The 20,323-nt window shown below is 73.4% G+C and carries 14 protein-coding genes; 11 read left to right on the forward strand and 3 right to left on the reverse strand.

Features of this window, described 5'->3' with window-relative positions; all coding sequences use genetic code 11:
• Positions 1-92: 92 nt before the first annotated feature.
• The 4 genes from CP976_RS17355 to CP976_RS17370 all read left to right on the forward strand — a co-directional run bounded on the left by CP976_RS17355 (position 93) and on the right by CP976_RS17370 (position 8,031).
• Positions 93-2,291, forward strand: a complete 2,199-nt coding sequence (locus CP976_RS17355; protein ID WP_150481197.1) for a bifunctional glycosyltransferase/CDP-glycerol:glycerophosphate glycerophosphotransferase — start codon at positions 93-95, stop codon at positions 2,289-2,291.
• A gap of 8 nt (positions 2,292-2,299) precedes the next feature.
• Positions 2,300-4,540, forward strand: coding sequence for a bifunctional glycosyltransferase/CDP-glycerol:glycerophosphate glycerophosphotransferase (locus CP976_RS17360; RefSeq protein WP_150481198.1), 2,241 nt, complete (start codon positions 2,300-2,302; stop codon positions 4,538-4,540).
• A complete protein-coding gene (locus CP976_RS17365) occupies positions 4,537-6,342 on the forward strand; it encodes an arabinofuranosyltransferase AftB family protein (protein WP_150481199.1) in 1,806 nt (601 codons plus the stop codon). Before CP976_RS17360 ends, CP976_RS17365 begins: the two co-directional genes overlap by 4 nt.
• Positions 6,343-6,471: 129 nt before the next feature.
• Positions 6,472-8,031, forward strand: a complete 1,560-nt coding sequence (locus CP976_RS17370) for a hypothetical protein (RefSeq protein WP_150481200.1) — start codon at positions 6,472-6,474, stop codon at positions 8,029-8,031.
• A gap of 11 nt (positions 8,032-8,042) precedes the next feature.
• Here the strand turns inward: CP976_RS17370 and CP976_RS17375 are convergent, their stop codons facing one another.
• Positions 8,043-8,456 carry an organic hydroperoxide resistance protein gene (locus CP976_RS17375; protein ID WP_150481201.1) on the reverse strand — a complete coding sequence of 138 codons (414 nt, stop codon included), beginning with the start codon at positions 8,454-8,456 and terminating at the stop codon, positions 8,043-8,045.
• 125 nt (positions 8,457-8,581) lie between these two features.
• Here CP976_RS17375 and CP976_RS17380 point away from each other — a divergent pair, with 125 nt between their 5' ends.
• The gene (locus tag CP976_RS17380; RefSeq protein ID WP_150481202.1) at positions 8,582-9,070 is read left to right on the forward strand and encodes a MarR family winged helix-turn-helix transcriptional regulator; all 489 of its coding nucleotides are present in this window, start codon (positions 8,582-8,584) and stop codon (positions 9,068-9,070) included.
• Positions 9,071-9,105: 35 nt separating this feature from the next.
• Here CP976_RS17380 and CP976_RS17385 read toward each other — a convergent pair whose 3' ends face one another.
• Positions 9,106-10,779: a glycosyltransferase family 39 protein gene (locus tag CP976_RS17385; RefSeq protein WP_373304834.1), complete on the reverse strand. Its 1,674-nt coding sequence runs from the start codon at positions 10,777-10,779 to the stop codon at positions 9,106-9,108.
• Positions 10,780-10,873: 94 nt separating this feature from the next.
• Here CP976_RS17385 and CP976_RS17390 point away from each other — a divergent pair, with 94 nt between their 5' ends.
• Both CP976_RS17390 and galE read left to right on the forward strand, forming a co-directional pair.
• A complete protein-coding gene (locus tag CP976_RS17390; protein WP_150481203.1) occupies positions 10,874-12,493 on the forward strand; it encodes a glycosyltransferase family 2 protein in 1,620 nt (539 codons plus the stop codon).
• Between the two features lie 62 nt (positions 12,494-12,555).
• Complete coding sequence (galE, locus tag CP976_RS17395; RefSeq protein ID WP_150481204.1) at positions 12,556-13,536, forward strand: UDP-glucose 4-epimerase GalE; 981 nt, start codon at positions 12,556-12,558, stop codon at positions 13,534-13,536.
• 79 nt (positions 13,537-13,615) lie between these two features.
• Here the strand turns inward: galE and CP976_RS17400 are convergent, their stop codons facing one another.
• A complete protein-coding gene (locus CP976_RS17400) occupies positions 13,616-14,242 on the reverse strand; it encodes a TetR/AcrR family transcriptional regulator (protein ID WP_150481205.1) in 627 nt (208 codons plus the stop codon).
• A 187-nt stretch (positions 14,243-14,429) separates the two neighbouring features.
• Between CP976_RS17400 and CP976_RS17405 the strand changes: the two genes are divergently transcribed.
• From CP976_RS17405 to CP976_RS17420, 4 genes are all read left to right on the forward strand, one after another.
• Positions 14,430-15,356 carry an ABC transporter permease gene (locus tag CP976_RS17405; RefSeq protein ID WP_150481206.1) on the forward strand — a complete coding sequence of 309 codons (927 nt, stop codon included), beginning with the start codon at positions 14,430-14,432 and terminating at the stop codon, positions 15,354-15,356.
• Entirely contained in the window at positions 15,349-16,179 is an 831-nt protein-coding gene (locus CP976_RS17410; RefSeq protein ID WP_150481207.1) for an ABC transporter ATP-binding protein, read from the forward strand. The genes CP976_RS17405 and CP976_RS17410 overlap by 8 nt, the downstream gene beginning before the upstream one ends.
• A gap of 145 nt (positions 16,180-16,324) precedes the next feature.
• On the forward strand, positions 16,325-18,520 hold the full coding sequence (locus CP976_RS17415) for a CDP-glycerol glycerophosphotransferase family protein (protein ID WP_150481208.1): 2,196 nt from the start codon (positions 16,325-16,327) through the stop codon (positions 18,518-18,520).
• A complete protein-coding gene (locus CP976_RS17420) occupies positions 18,517-20,163 on the forward strand; it encodes a glycosyltransferase family 2 protein (RefSeq protein ID WP_150481209.1) in 1,647 nt (548 codons plus the stop codon). The genes CP976_RS17415 and CP976_RS17420 overlap by 4 nt, the downstream gene beginning before the upstream one ends.
• Positions 20,164-20,323 lie beyond the last annotated feature (160 nt).

The following is a 20,323-nucleotide window of genomic DNA, read 5'->3' on the forward strand; positions in this document are numbered from 1 at the left end:
GGGTTTCCCGGCCGCCCGGACGGGCGCCCCCTCGCGTCACCTGACGCGGTCCCCGCTTCCGAAGACCCTCGCCCCTCGACAGAAAGAGCAGAATGCCCCGCTTCAGCATCGTCGTCCCGTCCCATGGGGTCGCGGGCCGGCTGTCCCAGGCGCTGGACTCGATCCTCGCCCAGTCGTTCGGCGACTTCGAGCTGATCCCGGTGTGCGACGCGCCCGACTCACCCGCGGCGGACGTCGTCGCCGGGTACGCCGAGCGGGACTCCCGGGTGACGCCGGTGCACTCGCCGCCGTCGGCCGGCCTGGCCGGGGCGCGCAACACCGGGCTGCGGTCGGCGGTCGGCGGCCATGTGCTGTTCCTCGACGGGGACGACGTCCTGGTCCCGGGGGCGCTGGCGGCGCTGGACGCCCGGCTGGGCGCGGTCGGCGACGTCGACGTCCTGTACTTCGAGCACGAGCGCACCCCCTGGTGGGAGGGCGAGCCGGCCAACCCGGCCGCGCCCCTGCTGGCCGGGACACCGGACGGCGCCTTCTCCCCCGACCGGGCCCCGCGGCTGACGGGCGTGGCACTGCCGGCGTGGAGCGCGGCCTACCGCCGGGGCTTCCTCACCGAGCAGGGCCTCGCCTTCCCCGGGGACCACTTCACCGACACCGGTTTCGGCGGTCTGGTCGCCCTGCGGGCGGAGCGGGTTGCGGCCCTGCGCACGGTCGTCGTCCGGCATCTGCTGCGCCGGCAGGGCAACCGTCTCAACCTGCCCGGGGAACACCACGCCGAGCTTCTCGACCAGACCGAGCTGGTGCTGACGCGGGCCGTGGAGCAGGGGTTGCCGGCGGACCGGCTGAGGCCGCTGTTCGAGCAGCTCTTCGCCGCCGTGCTGAAGACGGCCGCCCATCCCCGGCGGCTGCCGGCCGGGCGGCGCGCCTTCTTCCGCCGGGCGAGCGCGCTCTACCGGCAGCACCGCCCCGCGGGCCACCAGCCGCCCGGCGGCAGCCTCGGCGTCCAGCACCGGCTGCTGGCGGCCGGATCGTACGCGGCGTTCCGCACCCTGCGCGCCGCCAACCAGAGGGCCGCGCGGGCCGCCGCGCTGCTCCCGCGCCCCCGGGGACTGCGCACCCGCCTGCGCTACGCGGCGGGCCTGCGCCTCCCCCTCGACGAGAACCTCGCCGTGTACTGCGCGTACTGGGGCCGCGGCTACGCCTGCAACCCGGCCGCGATCCACGCCAAGGCCCGCGAACTCGCCCCGCACCTCCGCTCGGTGTTCCTGGTGGAGCCCGACGCGGTGGACAGCGTGCCGAAGGACGTGGAGTACGCGGTGATCGGCAGCCGGAAATACTGGCGGGTGCTGGCCCGCGCCAAGTACCTCGTCAACAACGCCAACTTCGCGGACGCCGTCGTCAAACGCCCCGGCAGTGTGCACCTCCAGACCCAGCACGGCACACCGCTGAAGAAGATGGGCGCCGACCAGGCGACGTACCCCGTGGTGGCCGCGGCGACCGGGAGCTTCGCCAGACTGCTGGCCCGGGTCGACCGCTGGGACTACAACCTCACCTCCAACCGCCACTCCACCGAGATGTGGGAGAAGGCGTTCCCCGGCGCGCACGAGACCCTCGAGTACGGCTATCCGCGCAACGACGTCTACTGCACGGCGTCCGCCGAGGACGTCGCCCGCGCCCGCAAGGAGCTGGGCGTCCCCGACGGCAAGAAGGCCCTGCTCTACGCGCCCACGCACCGCGACTACGCCACGGGCTTCGCGTCGGGCCTGGACCTGGCGGAGTTCTGCGAGGCGATCGGCGACGACTACGTGGTGCTGCTGCGCGCCCACTACTTCTACGACCAGGGGTCGAGCCGGGGCGGCGGCCGGATCATCGACGTCACCGGGCACCGCTCCTCGGAGGACGTGTGCCTGGCCGCCGACGCGCTGATCACCGACTACTCGTCGATCATGTTCGACTACGCCAACCTGGACCGCCCGATCGTCGTGTACGCCGACGACTGGGAGGTCTACCGCGAGGTCCGGGGCGTCTACTTCGACCTGATGGAGTCCCCGCCCGGCCGGGTCGCCCGTACGCCCGAGGAACTGGCGGCCGTCTTCCGCGACGGCGGCTGGGCGGACGAGTCCGCCACGGCCCTGCGCGCCGCGTTCCGGGAGCGCTTCTGCCAGTTCGACGACGGGCGAGCCGCCGAGCGCGTCGTACGCCGGGTGCTGCTGGGGGAGCCGCCCGAGTCGATCCCGCCCGTGATCCCGCTCGCGGAGCGCGTCCCGGCCCCCGCCGCCACCCTCGTAAGGAGCTGACCGAAGAAGTGCCCCGCTTCAGCATCATCGTCCCCGTCTACAAGGTGCAGGGCTTCCTGCGCGAGTGTCTCGACTCGGTGCTCGGCCAGTCGTACGGCGACTTCGAGGTGATCGCCGTGGACGACCGCTCGCCGGACGGCAGCGGTGCGATCCTCGACGAGTACGCGGCCCGCGACGCCCGGGTGCGGGTGCTGCACCTGCCCGAGAACGTCGGCCTGGGCCGGGCCCGCAACGCCGGCCTGGAGCAGGCGGCCGGCGACTACGTCCTGTTCCTCGACAGCGACGACCACTACACGCCGGGCCTGCTGGCGGCCGTCGCCGCGCGTCTGGAGGTGACGGGCGACCCGGACATCCTGGTGTTCGACCACGTGCGCACCCACTGGTGGGGCCGGGGCGGGCGCAGTGAGGCGGCGGACCTGCTGGCCGCGGCGGGCACGGACACCTTCGGCATCCGGGAGAGCCCCCAGTACCTGAACCTCTTCCTGGTCGCCTGGAACAAGGCGTACCGCCGGTCCTTCTTCCAAGGGCACGGCCTGCAGTACGCGCCGGGGCTGTACGAGGACGCGCCGGTCACCTACCGGTCGATGGTGCTGGCGGAGCGGATCGCCTGCCTGGACCGGATCGGGGTGGAGTACCGGCAGCGCAGGCAGGGCGCGATCACCAAGACGCCGGGGCGCCGGCACTTCGACATCTTCCCGCAGTACGAGGGCCTGTTCGCGTTCCTGGAGCAGCGCCCCGACCTCGACTGGGCGCGGCCGCCGCTGCTGGAGCGGGCCCTGGACCACATGCTGTTCGTGCTGGCCAGGGAGGACCGGGTACGGCCCGCGGACCGGGGCGACTTCTACCGCGAGATCCGCTCCTTCCACCGCCGTCACCTCCCCGAGGGCGGCTTCCCGAAGCCGGACGGCTGGCGCGGGGTCGAGATGCGGGTCGTGGCGTCGGCGCCCTACGCGTCGTACGCGGCGGTGCGGAGCCTGCGGGACCTGCGCGCGGCGGCCCTGGGCGGGCAGCGGCGGGTGGCGCGGAAGGCGTCGGACGTCGCCGTGCGCACCTGGTACCGGGCCCAGTCGAAGCGGCCGCTCGATCCGCATCTCGCCGTCTACTCGGCGACCCACCACCGGGGCGTGTCCGGCGACCCGGCCGCGATCCACGCCAAGGCGCGCGAACTCGCCCCGCACATCCGGGGCGTGTGGGTGGTCAGGGAGGACGCGGTGGACGCGCTGCCGCCCGGCATCGACCACGTCACGCCGGGCTCGCGGCGCTACCACGAGGTCATGGCGCGGGCCACGTACTGGGTGAACAACGTCAACTGGCCCGGCACCCTCGCCAAGCGGCCCGGCAGCGTCCACATCCACACCCACCAGGGCACCCCGCTCAAGTACATGGGCGCCGACCTGCTGACCAAGCCGGGCGCCCGGCACGGCTTCGACGTGCCGCAGATGCTGCGCCGCGCCGACCGCTGGGACTACAGCCTGGTCGCCGGGCGGCACGCGGAGCGGGCCTGGGAGCGGGCGTACCCGTGTCACTTCGCCTCGCTGCGGACCGGCAGCCCGCGCAACGACGTGCTGGTCGGCGCCGGCCCGGAGCGGGGCCTGGCCGTGCGCGAGCGGCTCGGCATCCCCGCCGACCACACGGCCGTGCTGTACGCGCCGACCCGCCGCGACTACCGGCGGGGCGGCCACGTGGACCGGTTCGACCTGGCCCGGTTCGCCGCGGACCTCGGCCCCGGCCACACGCTCGTCGTCCGTCTGCACCCGTCGCTGGCCCAGGGCGTGGCGCGCGGCCTGGGTCTCGCCGACCTGCACCGGCGGGGAGTCGTGGTGGACGCGACGGACGAGCCGCACGTCGAGGACGTGCTGCTCGCCTCCGACGCGCTGGTCACCGACTACTCCGCCCTGATGTTCGACTACGTCCTGCTCGACCGGCCGGTCGTGGTGCACGCCGACGACTGGGGCGCGTTCACGGCGAGCCGGGGCGCCTACTTCGACATCACGGCCGACGCCCCGGGGCACGTGTCGCGCTCGTACCGGGAACTGGCCTGGCTGTTCGCGTCCGGCACCTGGCAGGACGCGGAGTCGGCGCGGCTGCGGGCGGGCTTCCGGGAGCGGTACTGCGAGTTCGAGGACGGACAGGCCGCCGAGCGCGTCGTACGCCTGCTGATGCTGGGCGAGCGGGGCGGTGCGCTGCTGCCCGCGGCCCGGCGGATCCCGGGGCTGCGTGCCCGGTCCGGGGCGCTGGTCGAGCGATGAGAACTCCCGCCGGCCCCGCAGCCGTTCCCTCCCTGCCCGGCCAGCGGGCCTCCTCGGCACGGCCCCCGGCCGCCGTGGAGCGGCTGCGGCCGGTGCACTGGTGGCACGCGGCACTGGTCGCCGTACCGACCGCGGCCCTGTTCGTGCTGGGCTACCGGCGGCGCTGGATCTGCGACGACGGGCTGATCTATCTGCGTCCGGTCCGGCAGATCCTGGCGGGCAACGGGCCCGTGTTCAACGTGGGGGAACGGGCGGAGAGCTCGACCGGCACCCTGTGGCAGTGGCTGCTCGCGCTCGGCACCTGGGTCACCGGCGAGGATCCGGCGTTCCTCGCCGTCGGGCTGGGGCTGCTGCTGAGCACGGCCGGATTCGCGCTCGCCCTGATCGCCACGTGCCGGCTGCACCGGGGCGCGGGGCTGCTGCTCCCGGCCGGCGTGTTCGTGCTGCTGGCCGTGCCCCCGTTCTGGTCGTACATGACCTCGGGCCTGGAGAGCGGCCTCGGCGCCTGCTGGACCGGCCTGTCGTGGTGGCTGCTGACGGGCACCCGGCGCGGTCAGGAGGCCCGGGTTACCAGGGCCGCCGCCTTCGTGTTCGGACTGGGGCCGCTGGTCCGGCCCGATCTCGCGGTGGTCACGGCGTGCTTCCTGGCGGCCCAGTGGTGGGTGCTGCGCCCGTCCCGGCGGGGCACCGCGGCGATGCTGGCCTCGGCGGTGGCGCTGCCGCTGGCGTACGAGGTGTTCCGGGCCGGGTACTACGGGATCCTGGTGCCGCTGCCCGCCATCGCCAAGGAGGCGAGCGCCAGCGACTGGGGCCGGGGCGCCGGCTATGTGCAGGAGACGCTCGGACCCTACTGGCTGTGGCCCGTCGTGCCCGTGCTCGCCGCCCTGGCCGTCCTCCTCGTGCGGCGCGTCCGCCGGGAACGGCGGGACCGCGCCCCGGGGCGGGCCTCGCTCGCGGTGCTGCTGGCGCCGCTCGCGGCGGGTGCGCTGCTGGCCGGGTACGTCGTCCGCGTCGGCGGCGACTACATGCACGCCCGCATGATCCTGCCCGCCCTCCTGCTGCTGCTCCTGCCGGTCCTGGTCGTGCCCGCGACCAGGTTCACGGGGGTCGCGAGCGCGCTGCTGCTGGTGTGGCTGGGCGCTGCGGTCAGCCCGCTGCGGGCACCGTTCGACGTGCGCAGCACGCCCGGCTCCTTCAACGTGCGCAGCTCCGACGTGGAGGGCCTCGGCGACCACAACCCGGTGCGCACCGCCACCTGGGTGGACAACTGGCCGGCCCTGCCGGAGGGGCGCGGCATGCTGGCGCGGGCCGCGCGGGCGCCGCGGCCGACGCTGCTGTACTTCGACGCCGGGCGCCGACTGCACGCCACGCCGATGCGGGAGGACTCCCCGTACCAGGTGGTGATCGTGGGACGTCATCTCGGTGTCACGGGAGCCGCGGCACCGCTCGACGCCTATGTCAACGACGCCTGGGGGCTGGCCAGTCCCGTCGGCGCGCACCTCGCGCTGGAGCGCTGGAGCTGGCCCGGGCACGAGAAGTTCCTGCGCAACCATTGGGTCTTCGCGGAGTGGGCGGTGGAGCACCCGCCGCAGCGCGACCTGCTGCGGGCCGGGGCCTCGCGGGAGGCGGTCGAGGCGGCGCGGGCCGCGCTGGGCTGCGGCGAGCTGGCCGAGCTGAAGGAGTCGGTGCGCGCGCCGCTGACCGCCGAGCGGTTCCTGCGGAACCTCACGGGGGCCTTCGAGCGGACGCGGTTCCGGTTCGCGCGCTGGCCGGTCGCGGCGGAGCGGGCGCTGTGCGACTGACGGCGGCAGGCGGGCGTATCGGCAGGTGGGTGTAGTCGCCTCACCCGATGAAGTGACCCGGGGTCAGGGCTCCGGTACGGGCGGGAACATTCGGCGCATGCCCCAGACCCTCCCCTTTCCCGCAGTCCTGTGAGCGCCGGAGTCCTCGTCCGGCGGACCGTGCGCGGCGCGACGGCGCTGCGCGGCGGCCGTGTGGGGCGGCTGACGCCGTACCAGCTCTTGGGCGCCCTGTTCTGGCTGGTGATGACGCTGGCGTTCTGGCGGGTCCCGCTGTGCTGCGACGCCGGACAGCACGCGGCGGTCGTCGAGCGTCTCAAGGCCGATCTGCTGCATCCGGCCCACACCATGGCCGATCTGCCGGGCGAGGGCAGCCCGTACTACGGGCCGTACGCCGTCGCCCAGGGCGTCCTGGCGCGGCTGACGGGGCTGTCCGGCTGGGCGGTGGTGAAGCTCGCCGGGCCGGTGCACCTGCTGGTGCTGCTGACGGGGATCGGCCGTTTCGTCCGGGCCCTCACCCCGCGCCCGTGGGCGCCGGTCCTGGCGCTGCTGTTCATGACGCTGCTGTGGGGCACCGCGCGGCTCCTGTGGAGCGGTTACCTCGGGCTGATGTCGATGACGACGAACCTGGGCTATCCGTCCGCGGTCGCGATCGGGCTGACGTTCTGGGCGTGGGCCTGGACCTGCGTGCGCGCGCGTGAGGACGCCCCGTCCGTGCGGTTCGTCGGTCCGAGCGGGCTCGGCGGCTGGTGGGGGTACGCCGGGATCGGCGTCCTGTACGGGCTGATCCTGCTCACCCACCCCGTCACGGCGGCCTCGGCGCTCATCGGGGCGGTGGCGATCGTGGCGTCGCGGCAGCGGGGGTGGCGCCGGCCGGTCGTGGCGCGCTGGGCGCTCACCGGTGGGGCCTGCGCGGCGGTCGCCGTGTCGTGGCCGTACTACGACGTCCTGTCGCTGGTGGGCGACACCGGCATGGACGCGATGCACCGGCGGCTGTACGAGGGGATGCTCGCCAACTCCTGGCTGGCGCTGCTCGGCCTGCCCGCGCTGTGGGTGCGGGCCCGCAGGTCGGTGCGTGACCCGCTGGTGCTGATGTTCCTGCTGGAGTGCCTGCTGCTGGCGTACGGCTGGGTGAGCGGGCACTACACGTACGCCCGGGCCCTGTGGGCCGTGCTGGTGCCGCTCCAGTTCGCGCTGGCGGTGGAGCTGGCGGCGCCCCGGCCGTGGCGGCGGGCCCGGAGGGTGCTGGGCGGGGCGGCGGTGGCCGGGGTGTGCGTCGGGTTCGTCACCGTGCACGCCGGGGCGGTCGTGCCGCGCTCGGTCGACCCGGTGGGGTTCACGCAGCCGACGCGCTGGCCGTCGTACGACTGGGCGGCGCGGCACATCGGGCCGGGCGAGGTGGTGATCACCGACGGGTATCTGGCCGGCCACTCCATCGCCGGGTACGGGCCGAACCTCGCCGCACCCATCTGGCCCGACCCCGCCCTCGACGAACGGGAGCGCGAGCGCCGGGCGGCCGACGTCCGCGCCTATCTGGCCCCCGACTCGACCCGCGCCGAGCGGGCCGCCGTCGTCCGCCGCTATCACGTGCGCTGGCTGCTGCTGACGCGCTGGCACCCGGTGCCCGAGGAGGCCGTGGTGGTGGCGTGGAGCAGACGGACGGGGGAGGTGCTGGCGCGGGTCGGGGGGTGACGTGCCGGTGCCTACTCGATGATGAGGTCGACCTCGATGTTGCCGCGGGTGGCGTTGGAGTACGGGCAGACCTGGTGGGCCTGCTCGACCAGCTTGCGGCCGGTCGCCTCGTCCACGCTGTCGGGGAGCTCCACGCGGAGGATGACGGCGAGCCCGAAGCCCTCGCCCTGCTTGCCTATGGAGACCTCGGCGGTCACGGCGGCGTCGCTGACGTCGACCTTGGCCTGGCGGCCGACGAGGCCGAGGGCGCTGCCGAAGCAGGCGGCGTACCCGGCGGCGAAGAGCTGCTCGGGGTTGGTGCCCTGGCCGTTGCCGCCCATCGCCTGGGGTACCCCCAGCGCGAGGTCCAGCACGCCGTCGGAGCTGACGGCGCGGCCGTCGCGGCCGTGGGTGGCGGTGGCGACAGCGGTGTAGAGCGCGTCCATGGAAAACCTTCCCTCTCACACGTCAACGTTCGGCGGCCCTCTTCCGGGGCCGCCTGACACCCAGAATTAGAGCACACAATTAAGTTGCGCGCAATTGAATGGTGGGCACGAGCTATCCTGGAGGCATGAACACGCCGGACGACGACTGGCTCCGCCTGGACCAGCAGATCTGCTTCTCCCTGCACGCGGCATCCCGCGCCTTCAACGGCGTCTACCGCGGGATCCTCAGGGACCTCGGGCTCACGTACCCGCAGTACCTGGTGATGCTGGTGCTCTGGGAGCACGACGAGCTGCCCGTGAAGAAGCTCGGGGAGCACCTGCGCCTGGACTCCGGCACGCTGTCGCCGCTGCTCAAGCGGCTGGAGGCGGCGGGGCTCGTGCGCCGGGAGCGCAGTGCGCGTGACGAGCGCTCGGTGGAGGTGCGGCTGACCGGGGAGGGCGTCGCGCTGCGCCGGCGCGCTCTCCAGGTGCCGCGCCGGATCGCCGCCTCGACCGGCTTCGACACCGACGAGATCCGCACCCTGCGCGCCCGCCTCGACGAGCTCACCACCGCCCTGGACGCGGCAGCGTTCGCGGAGCAGCCGGGCGATTCACCGGCAGGCGAGCGGTCGTAGCGGAGGCGGGGGGCGCGGTGGACGCGCCGGGCGGCTCATCGGCGACGGTACGTCGGGCGTTGAGGGGCGCGGGGAACTGCGCGATCAACCACCAACGGCCGGCGCTCGACACGAGTCCCCGAACTGCCACGGCGCATGGGGAACGGCTCACCGGCGGTCGCCACCCCGGTGGACGGCTCGTCGGCGGCAGGTGCGTCCGCCGGTGCCCTCCGTACGTGGAGGCGAAGGATCACTCCGTCCCGGGTGTGTTCCTCGCGGACGGTGAACTCCTCCGCCAGGACGGCCAGTTTCGTGCGCTCGACCGGATCGGGCGGAGACCAGCGCGGGTCCAGCGCGTACGCCTCGGCGACGACCCAGACGCGGTCCACCGAGGCGAGCCTGTGCCGCAGGTCCCCGGGGGTCGCCTCACGGCCCCACAGCGTCCCGGACCGGGGCGCCGGCTCCCGCAGTGCGATGTCCCGGACCTGCCGGAACCCCTTGGGGTAGGCCAGCGCGGCGAGCCTCCCGACCGACGGCACGAACAGCACCGGGTCGCCGGGGCGCATCTGGCGGAGGGCGAGCGCGGAGACGACGGCGAGGTTGTCGGGGCGGTGTGCGGCGGACCGGTCCTGGCGGTGGACCGGGAGGTGGTGGACGAAGGTGACAGTGAGGGCGAGGACGCCCGTGACGCCCAGCAGGGCGTGCGCCTGCCGGCCGCCGGCCCGTACCCGGCGCCCGCCGAAGCGCAGCCGCCCCAGCACTCCGGCCACCCGCCCGGCCCCGGCGGCCACCAGCAGGGACGCCCCGGCCAGGGAGTAGAGCACGTACCGCTCGTGGAACAGCGGCCGCACCTGCGACACGGTCATCAGGATCCCCGGCGGCACGAGCAGCAGCGGGAGAGCGACCGCCGCCAGTCGCCGAGTCCGGAGCCCGACGGCCATCAGCAGCAGCGAGCCCCAGAAGACCGCCCCGGCCGGTCCGGGAGAGAAGTGCCGCACCAGCCTCTCGGCCTTGTCCCACCCGGGCGCCACCAGCCACGCCACCTGCCCGGACTGCCCCTGCGACACCCACACCAGCGGCAGCAGGAGCAGCACGACCGCTCCCGCCGCACGTCCCCAGCCGGACCAAGCGCTCCTCGGCACCCGCAGGAGGGCCAGCGTCGCCGCGTGCGCGCACAGCACCAGCACCGCCAGCTCGTGCAGCAGACAGGTCAGGGCGGCGACGCTGCCGTACGGCCACCAGGCCCGTGCGGTGGCCGCCTCCACCGCCCTGAGAAGCAGCAGCGTCGCCCCCGCCACGCCCGCCGCGACGAGCGTGTACGACCGTCCCTCCTGGGCGTAGTGGCCGGTCATCGGCGTGATGGCGTAGAGGAGACCGGCCCACAGGCCGATCCGTGGCCCGGCCAGCCGGACGCCGAGGGCCGCGACCAGGCCGGCGGTCGCGGCCGCCGCGCACACCGACGGCAGGCGCAGGACGACCTCGTCCGGGTGGACGGCGAGGACGGCGTGCATGAGCAGGTAGTACAGGCCGTGCACCGCGTCCACGTCGTGCAGCAGCCGCCAGATCTGTGGCACCGTGCGCTGCGCGACCTGGAAGGTGACGCTCTCGTCGCCCCACATGCCGCCCCGGTCCAGGCCCCACAGCCCGACCCCCAGCATCACCGCCATGGGAACCGCCACGGGCACCACGCCCGTGCCGAACCGGCCGCTCCCCCTGGACTGCGCGCTCATCACGGCCCGATTCTGTGACGTTACGCTGATTCTCGTGACACTTGATGGTGTGTTACCACTTTCATGTCATTCGCCCGGCTTACGATCCGCCTTAATGAATGCCGTACAGAACCCCCAGGAGAGGCCCCTTGCCCAGGTAGCCGTCGTGGTCATCGGCTACGACGACGCCGCCCATGTGACGGACGCCGTGCGCTCGGCGCTCGCCCAGGGCCCCGCCGTGCGCGAGGTCGTGGCCGTCGACGACTCCTCGGCGGACGGCAGCGCCGGCCTCCTCGACCGGCTCGCCGCGTCGGAACCCCGTCTGAAGGTCATCCGCCGCCGGGCCAACAGCGGCGGCTGCGGCACCCCGCGCAACACCGGGCTCGACGCCGTGACGTCGCCGTACGTGATGTTCCTGGACAGCGACGACGTCCTGCCGCCCGGCGCGGTCGACGCCCTGCTCGACGCGGCGACCGGCGCGCACGCGGAGGTCGCGGGCGGCCTGTGCGTACGCCGGGAACTGCCGTCGGGGCGCGAAGTACCCTGGCAGGCGCGCCTGTACGCACTCCACGCCGCTGTACCGCACCCCGCGCAGCGCCCGCGCCTGGTCCACGACACGCTCTGCGTCAACAAGCTCTACCGCACCGGCTTCCTGCGCGAGCACGGCATCCGCTTCCCCGAGGGCCGCTTCCCGTACGAGGACGTCGTCTTCACCGCGCGCGTGCTGGCCGCGGCCCCGCGCATCGCCCTGGTCCCGGACCGGGTGTACGTCTGGCACGTGCGCCGGTCCGCCGAGCGGCTGTCGATCTCACTGGACCGGTCCGGCGTCGAGAACTGGCGGGCCCGTACGGAGGCGTGCCGGCAGGCGTACGAGGTCCTGCTGGGCGCCGGGCAGAAGGAACTCGCGCGGGTCGCGCGCGCCAAGTTCCTCGACCACGACCTGCGGATGTACCTGCGTGAACTGGGGTTGCGCGACGCCGCCTACCGGCGCGCGTGGTGGGAGATCACGCGGGCGCATCTCGCGGAGTACGACGCGGACGACTGGGCCCGCGACCCGGCTGCTCCCGGCCGGCTGGCCGGGCGGGTCGTCATGGCCTCCCCGGAGCCGCGCGACCTGCCCCGGCTGCGGGAACTGGCGGCCCGCCCGGCCCGGCTGTACCCGCCGTACGCCCGAGCCGCGGACGGAACGCCCGTCTGGTCGGAGGATCTCCCGCAGGTCTCCCTGGAGCCCCTGCTCACCCGGCCCGTGCCCGTGCTGCCCCTCGCCGTCGACGCGGAACTGCGGCCACGCGCGCGTGGCGCCCGGCTGCGGCTGCGCCTGCACGAGCTGTACGGCCGGGTGGCGCAGGCGGGCCCGGAGGCGGTGGAGGTGGAATGGCGGCACCGGGACGACGGCAACGAAGCCGTCCGCGGTACGACCGCGCTGGTGCCGTCGGCCGGCACCTGGTCGGCGGAGACGACCGTGAACCTCCCCGCGCTGGCCGCGCACGGCGTGGGCACCTGGGACCTGCGCCTTCGCATCCGCTTCCGCGACGGCGTGAGCCGCGACGTCACGGCGCACGCCCTCACGGGCGCCGGTCTGCTGCGCCGCAGCGCCCTCCCGAGCCCCCGGCACGGCGTGGTGCTCGTACAGCCGTACGCCACCCACTCCGGCGCGCTGGCGCTGCGCGTCGCGCCCGGCGCACGCGGTGTGCTGTCCGTCGCACGCGGACGGCTGCGCCGCCTGCTTCACTGAGAGCACGACGCGTATCGGCACGGAGCACCACCACGGGCCAATTGACGAGGGGACGGCCGCACATGACCTGGTTGATCACCGGCGGCGCCGGCTACATCGGAGCGCACGTCGTACGGGCGATGACCGCGGCGGGGGAACAGGCGGTGGTGTACGACGACCTGTCCACCGGGATCGCCGAGCGCGTCCCCGACGGAGTGCCGCTGGTGGTGGGTTCGACACTGGACGGCGAGCGGCTCGCGCGCACCCTCGCGGACCACTCGGTCACCGGCGTCGTCCACCTCGCGGCGAAGAAGCAGGTGGGCGAGTCGGTCGAGCAGCCGCTGCACTACTACCGGGAGAACGTCGAGGGCCTGCGGGTCCTGCTGGACGCGGTGACGGCGGCGCGGGTGCCGTCCTTCGTCTTCTCCTCCTCGGCGGCGGTGTACGGCATGCCGGACGTGGACCTGGTCACGGAGGAGACGCCCTGCGTGCCCATGTCGCCCTACGGCGAGACGAAGCTGGCCGGTGAGTGGCTGGTGCGCGCGACGGGCCGGGCGACCGGGCTGTCGACCGCGTCCCTGCGCTACTTCAACGTGGCCGGGACGGCGGGCCCGGAGCTCGCGGACGTCGGCGTGTTCAACCTCGTCCCGATGGTCTTCGAGAAGCTCACGGAGGACGCGCCGCCGCGCATCTTCGGCGACGACTACCCGACCCCGGACGGCACCTGCGTACGCGACTACATCCATGTCGTCGACCTGGCCGAGGCCCATGTCGCGGCGGCCCGGGTCCTGCGCTCCTCCCCCGGCCGCGACCTCACCCTCAACATCGGCCGGGGTGAAGGCGTCTCCGTCCGCGAGATGATCGACCGCATCAACACGGCCACCGGCTACGACCGGCCGCCCACGGTCACGCCCCGCCGCCCGGGCGACCCGGCCCGCGTCGTCGCCTCCGCCGAGCGCGCGGCCGCGGAACTGGGCTGGAAGGCCCGGCACGACGTCCAGGACATGATCACGTCGGCGTGGGAGGGCTGGGTGCGTCTGCATCCGGAGGCGGTGCGGGGCTGATCGGCGGCGCGGGGCTGATCCGCGGTGCGGGGCTGATCCGCGGCACCTGACGGAAACGCCCCTACAGCGCCTACAACCCCTACAACGCCTTCAGCGCCGCCGCCGTAGCCCGGGCCAGCGACCCCAGGTACCCCTTGGGCAGCTTCGGGCTGCGGATCACCACCGAGCGCCAGTAGAGCGGCCCGGAGATCAGGTCGAGGGCCAGGTCGTGGTCGAGGCCCCGGCGGAGTTCGCCGCGGCCTTCCGCCGCCGTGACGATGCCGGTGGCGACCCCGTCCTGGCCCTCGCGCAGGGCCTTCTGGAGGGCCTCGGCGATCTCGGGGTTGCGAGCCGCCTCGGCCTGGAGGTCGGGGATGACCTGCGAGGCCACGGGGTGGCGCAGCGCGCGCGAGGTCACCTCGTACAGCAGCCGCAGGTCGCCCTCCAGCGAGCCGGTGTCCGGCGCGGGCAGGCCCTGCACCGCGAGCGCCGAGACGATGTCAAGGACCAGGTGCAGCTTCGAGCGCCAGCGGCGGTACACCGCCGTCTTCCCGACCCCCGCCCGGCGCGCGATCCCCTCGATGGACATCCGCGCGTAGCCGACGGCCGCGAGCTCCTCGAAGACGGCCGCCCGGATGGCTTCCGTCACGTCCTCCCGCAGTACGGCCGCCCCCGCGGGGGCCCGGCGGCGCCGGGGCTGCTGGGGCTCGTCGGGCTTCGTCGTCATGCCGACAGCATAGGGCGTCACGACGAAACGGTTGCGTTCCGACGCTGGGACGGCATACGCTCGCGTTGCGACGATACGGTCCCGTCCCGACGTAAGAAATCGTGAAGAGTCCGGTAAGAACCGCCCCACCGCCTCACTCCTCGCGACCCCCCAGGTCCCGCACCCCCCTCGAACGAAAGCAGCGGATGTGAGCCAGGTCCTCCACACACCGCCCCAAGCACCGGCCCCGGCCCCGACCCCGGCCGCCGACGACCTCGCGGCCCTCGCCGCCCGCCACGGCCTCTCCGTCAGCGGCGCCCGCCCCTCCCTGCCCGAGTACGTCCGCCAGCTCTGGGCCCGGCGCCACTTCATCACCGCGTTCGCCACCGCCAAGCTCACCGCCCAGTACAGCCAGGCGAAGCTCGGCCAGGTCTGGCAGGTGATGACCCCACTGCTGAACGCGGCGGTCTACTACTTCATCTTCGGCGTGCTGCTCGGCACCAAGCACGGGGTGCCGGACTACATCCCGTTCCTGGTCACGGGCGTGTTCATCTGGACGTTCACGCAGAGCTCGATCATGGCGGGCACCCGCGCCATCTCCGGCAACCTCGGCCTGGTGCGCGCCCTGCACTTCCCGCGCGCCGCGCTGCCCCTGTCGTTCTGTCTCCAGCAGCTCCAGCAGCTGCTGTTCTCGATGGGGGCCCTGGTCGTCATCCTGCTCTGCTTCGGCGTGCCGGTCGGCGTGTCCTGGCTGCTGGCGCTGCCGGCGCTGTTCCTCCAGTTCACGTTCAACGCGGGCGTCTCCATGGTCATGGCCCGGATGGGCGCCAAGACCCCGGACATCGCCCAGCTGATGCCGTTCGTGCTGCGCACCTGGATGTACGTCTCGGGCGTCATGTGGAGCATCGACAAGCTGGCGCAGAAGGACAGCCTCCCGCAGGTGGTGACGGTGGCGCTGGCGGCCAACCCGGCCGCCGTCTACATCGACCTGATGCGCTTCGCCCTGATCGACAGCTTCCACGCGAGCCAGCTCCCGGCCCATGTGTGGGCGCTCGCCGTCGGCTGGGCGCTGGTCGCCGGCGTCGGCGGCTTCATCTACTTCTGGAAGGCTGAGGAGACCTACGGCCGTGGCTGACATCGCCAACGACAGGATCCCCACCGTCGTCGCCGACGGCGTCGACATCGTCTACCGCGTCAACGGCACCGGCGCCGGACGCGGCTCCGCGACCGCCGCCCTCAACCGCATGCTGCGCCGCAAGCAGACCGAGAAGGCGTCGGGCGTGCGCCGGGTGCACGCCGTGAAGAACGTGTCCTTCGTCGCGTACCGGGGCGAGGCGATCGGCCTGATCGGCACCAACGGCTCCGGCAAGTCGACCCTGCTGAAGGCCGTCGCCGGGCTCCTCCCCGTGGAGAACGGCCGCATCTACACCGGCGGCCAGCCCTCCCTGCTCGGTGTCAACGCGGCGATGATGAACGACCTGACCGGCGAGCGCAACGTGCACCTCGGCGGCCTGGCCATGGGCATGTCCCGCGAGCAGGTCAGGGACCGCTACCAGGAGATCGTCGACTTCTCCGGCATCAACGAGAAGGGCGACTTCATCACGCTGCCGATGCGGACGTACTCCTCCGGCATGGCCGCGCGGCTGCGGTTCTCCATCGCCGCAGCCAAGGACCATGACGTGCTGCTGATCGACGAGGCGCTGGCCACCGGCGACCGTTCCTTCCAGAAGCGCTCCGAGGACCGCATCCGCGAGCTGCGCAAGCACGCCGGGACGGTGTTCCTGGTCAGCCACAACAACAAGTCGATCCGCGACACCTGCGACCGCGTGCTGTGGCTGGAACGCGGGGAACTGCTCATGGACGGGCCGACGGAGGACGTCCTGAAGGAGTACGAGGCGTTCACCGGCGACAAGTCGCCCAAGGCCAAGCCGAAGCCCAAGGTGCCTGTTTCCTCGTAAGGTGCCGGTTCCCTCGTAATGTGCCTGTTCCCTCGTAAGGTGCCGGTTCCCTCGTGAGGCGCACCCCGGTCGATCCTTTTGTCGCATTGGTGACACCATGACCCAATAAGGTCCGCCCGGTGCGACGAGATGGAGGAGCCCCGTGATGCCCGAGCTCAGCGTCATCGTCCACGGGCCGAACGTTCAGGACCATCTGACGGAGCTCCTCGACTCCCTCGCCGCCCATCCCCTGCCGGACGCCGAGCTGATCGTGGCCGCGGTCGGCGACTGGGCCCGGGAGACGGCCGAGCGGCACACCCCGGAGGTCCAGGTCGTCCCGCTGCCGGACGGCACGGGCGACGCCGCGGCCCGGGCGGCGGGGGCGGCGCGGGCCTCCGGCCGCTGGCTGCACTTCGTCCACGCCAAGGACGGCCTGCCCGCCGGGGCCACGCGCACGGTCGCCGAGCGGGTGGCCGAGCTCCCGGCCGAGGTGGACGTCCTGCTCGTCGACCACGTCCGCAGCACCTGGCACACCATCGGCATGCCCTCCCGGGACGGCCCCCTGCTGGCCCGGGCGGGCCGGGCCGACGTCGCCCTCGACGACTGCGCGCCCCTGCTGCGCCTCACCCCGCTGCTCGGCACCCGCGTGCTGCGCGCGGACTTCTGGCGGGCCCACGAACAGCGGCTCACCACCGAACACGAGCCGTACGCCGCCCTTGCCGCCCTGCTGCTCGCCGACCGCGTCGCCTGCCTCCCGCACGTCGCCTACGAGGACCGCAGGCTGCGCCCCGCGAGCCTGCCCCCCGTCACTCCCGAGCAGCGCTACGGCCTCGTCGAGCGCTACGAGTCGCTCCTGGACCTCACCCGGGACCGCCGCGCCGCCCACGCCGTGCTCTACGACGTCATGGTCCGCGACTGTCTGCGCACCTTCGCGCGCGGCGGCATGCCGGAGGAGGCCGCGCGGGAGTTCTTCCGGCGGGCGTCCCTGGCCGCCCTGCGCCGCCGCCCCGAGGGCTACCGGCGCCCCGCCGGTCTGGAAGGCGTCCGCCGCTCCCTGCTCGAAGAGGGCGCCTACGGCAGGTACCGGGCCTTCCAGGCCGTCAACCGCACCCGCCGCACCGCCAAGTCGGCCGTCCGGGCCCGCAAGCGGCAGGCCGGCGCCAAGCTCCGCGACCACCAGTACCGCAGGGCGCTCGGCCGCCCGGTCAACCCCCACCTGGCGGTGTTCGCGGCCTACTGGAACCGCGGCGTCGCCTGCAACCCGGCCGCGATCGCCGCGAAGCTCGCCGAACTGGCCCCGCAGATCCATCCGGTGTGGGTGGTGACCGAGGAGAACGCGGCCCTGCTGCCGCCCGGCACCGACCACGTCGTGCCCGGCACCCGCCGCTACTGGGAGGTGCTGGCGACCGCGAAGTACCTCGTCAACAACGTCAACTTCCCCAACGCGGTGGTCAAGCGCCCCGGCGCGATCCACCTCCAGACCCACCACGGCACGCCGCTGAAGCGCATGGGCCTGGACCAGATGGCGTACCCGGCGGCCGCGCAGGGCCTGGACTTCCAGGCGCTGCTGGAGCGCATCGACAAGTGGGACTACAGCGTCTCCGCCAACAGCCACACCACACGCATGTGGGAGCGCGCGTACCCGTCGCACTACGTCTCCCTCGACCACGGCTATCCGCGCAACGACGTCTACTACACGGCCGGCGCGCAGGACATCCGCAGCGTCCGCGACAGGCTCGGCATCGCGCCGGGCCGCCGGGCCGTCCTCTACGCGCCCACCCACCGCGACTACGAGGCCGGCTGGACCCCCCGCCTGGACCTGGCCGCCCTCGCCGACCGCCTCGGCGACGACACGGTCCTGCTCGTCCGCGGCCACTACTTCTACGGCGGCGCGGCCTCCCCGCTCACCAATCTGCGCCGCACGGGCCGGATCATCGACGTCTCCTCCTACGACCCGGTGGAGGAGCTGTGCCTGGCGGCGGACGCCCTGGTCACGGACTACTCCTCGATCATGTTCGACTACGCCAACCTCGACCGGCCGATCGTGATCCACGCCGACGACTGGGAGACGTACCGCACCACCCGCGGCGTCTACTTCGACCTGATGGCCGAGGCCCCGGGCCCCGTCGCCCGCAGCCAGCAGGAGCTGACGGAGATCCTCACCACCGAGGCCTGGCGCGGCGAGGGCGCGGCGAAGGCCCGGGCCGTCTTCCGGCGCCGGTTCTGCGAGTACGACGACGGACGCGCCGCCGAGCGCGTCGTGCGGCGGGTCTTCCTCGGCCAGGACGAACGGTCCCTGCCGCCGGTGCTGCCGATCGAGGAACGCACTCCGGCCCCGACCCCGCAGGAGGCGACCGCATGAGCACCCCCGACGTCACCGTGACGGTCATCGTCTACAACGACGCCGAACGCCTCACCCGCGCGGTCGACTCGGTCCGCCGGCAGACCCACGCGAACGTGGAGATCGTCATCAGCGACGACCACTCGACGGACGAGACCCCACAGGTGGCACGCCGTCTGGCCGCCGAGGACCCCCGTATCCGCCACCTCCGGCTGGAGCGGAACAGCGGCGGATGCAGCGCACCGCGCAACCGCGCGCTGGAGACCGCCCGGGCGCCGTACCTGATGTTCCTCGACAGCGACGACGAACTCCCCGACGACGCCGTCGAACTGCTGCTCGCCGCGCACCGCGAACGCGAGATCGACTTCGCCATGGGAGCGGTGCAGCGCGTCCGGGTCGACAACGGCCGCCGCTCGACGTGGATGCCGCACCTGGTCGCCGAGCGCCGCACCCTCGAGGGCATCGAGGCCGACCCGCGGCTGCTCTTCGAGCACCTCGCCACCAGCAAGATGTACGCCCGCGCCTTCCTCGACCGGCACGGCCTGCGCTTCCCCGAGGGCATCCACTACGAGGACCAGCTCTTCTCGGCGCAGGCGTACTGCCTGGCCAAGGCGTTCACGATCATCCCGGAGCCGGTCTACCGCTGGTACGTCGCCCCGTTCGCCGCCTTGGACGCGGCCTCGATATCCAACCAGCGGCACAAGCTCGCCAACGTCCGCGACCGCGTCCACGTCCAGCACCTCATCGACGCGTTCCTGGCCGAGAGCGGGCACGAGTCGCTGCGGGAGGACAAGGACCACAAGTTCCTCAAGCACGACCTCCGGATGTACGCAGGTGACCTGCCCTACCGGGACGAGGAGTGGCTGTCGGCCTTCGCGGACATCGTCACGCCGTACCTGGACACGCTCACCCCGGGCGCGTTCGCCCGTCTCCCCCGCGCCGAACGAGTGGTCATCCAGCTCATCCGCGACCACCGCCTGCCGGAGGCCAGGCTGGCGGCACGGGGCCTGGGCCACGGTGTGGCACCGAGGCAGGTCACGACGGACGAACAGGGCCGCACCTACTGGGGCCCCCACGTTCCGTCCTCCGCATGGTCCCGCCGCGAACTGGACATCTCGGACCTGGATCTGGAGACGCGCCCCTTCCCGAGCGCCCAGTTCCGCCACGAGATCACGGAGATCACCCGGGGCCCGGGCGCCTCGGTCGACCTCACCATCCGCACGTACGACCCGGCCCTGCGCCTCCCGGTCGGCCCCCAGCGCGCGACCCTCCTCATCGCCCCGGGCCGGCGCCGCCTCAGCGTCCCGTTCCGCCTCTCCCCCGTCCGCCCCGGCGTCTTCGAGGGCCACGCCCACCTGGACCTGGCAGCGGCCCCCCTCCCCTTCCACGGTTTCGCCGGAGTCCGCCACCCGTTGCTCCGCCTGGAACACCAGGGCCTGTCCCACACGGGTCTCCTCCTGGCTCCCCTGGCCTTCCCGCCCCTGACGACCCGGGTCCCGCATCACCGCCTGACCCTGGAACCAGAGGGCCACGGCCCGGGCCGCTTGCAGGTCCGCTGGGAGCCGGTGGGAATGACGGCAAAGCTGATCCGCCCGGTGACACACCGAGTGGCAAGGCCCCGGGTGAAGAGGGCAGCACGCTTGGTGGCAAGCGCACTGAGGTAAGCACTCCGGCTTAGCTGCGGGCACCGGCCCCGCCCAGCTGCGGGCAGGCGTGCCGCTGGGGGCGGCACGGGTGGGCGCAGCGGCACCCCGCCACGCCGGGCTGCGGACCCACCCGGGCCCAGCAACCGCTGGCGGCACCCCGCACCGCCGAGCTGCGGTC

Origin of the sequence: Streptomyces coeruleorubidus, assembly GCF_008705135.1 — a bacterium.
Taxonomy (GTDB): Bacteria; Actinomycetota; Actinomycetes; order Streptomycetales; family Streptomycetaceae; genus Streptomyces; species Streptomyces coeruleofuscus.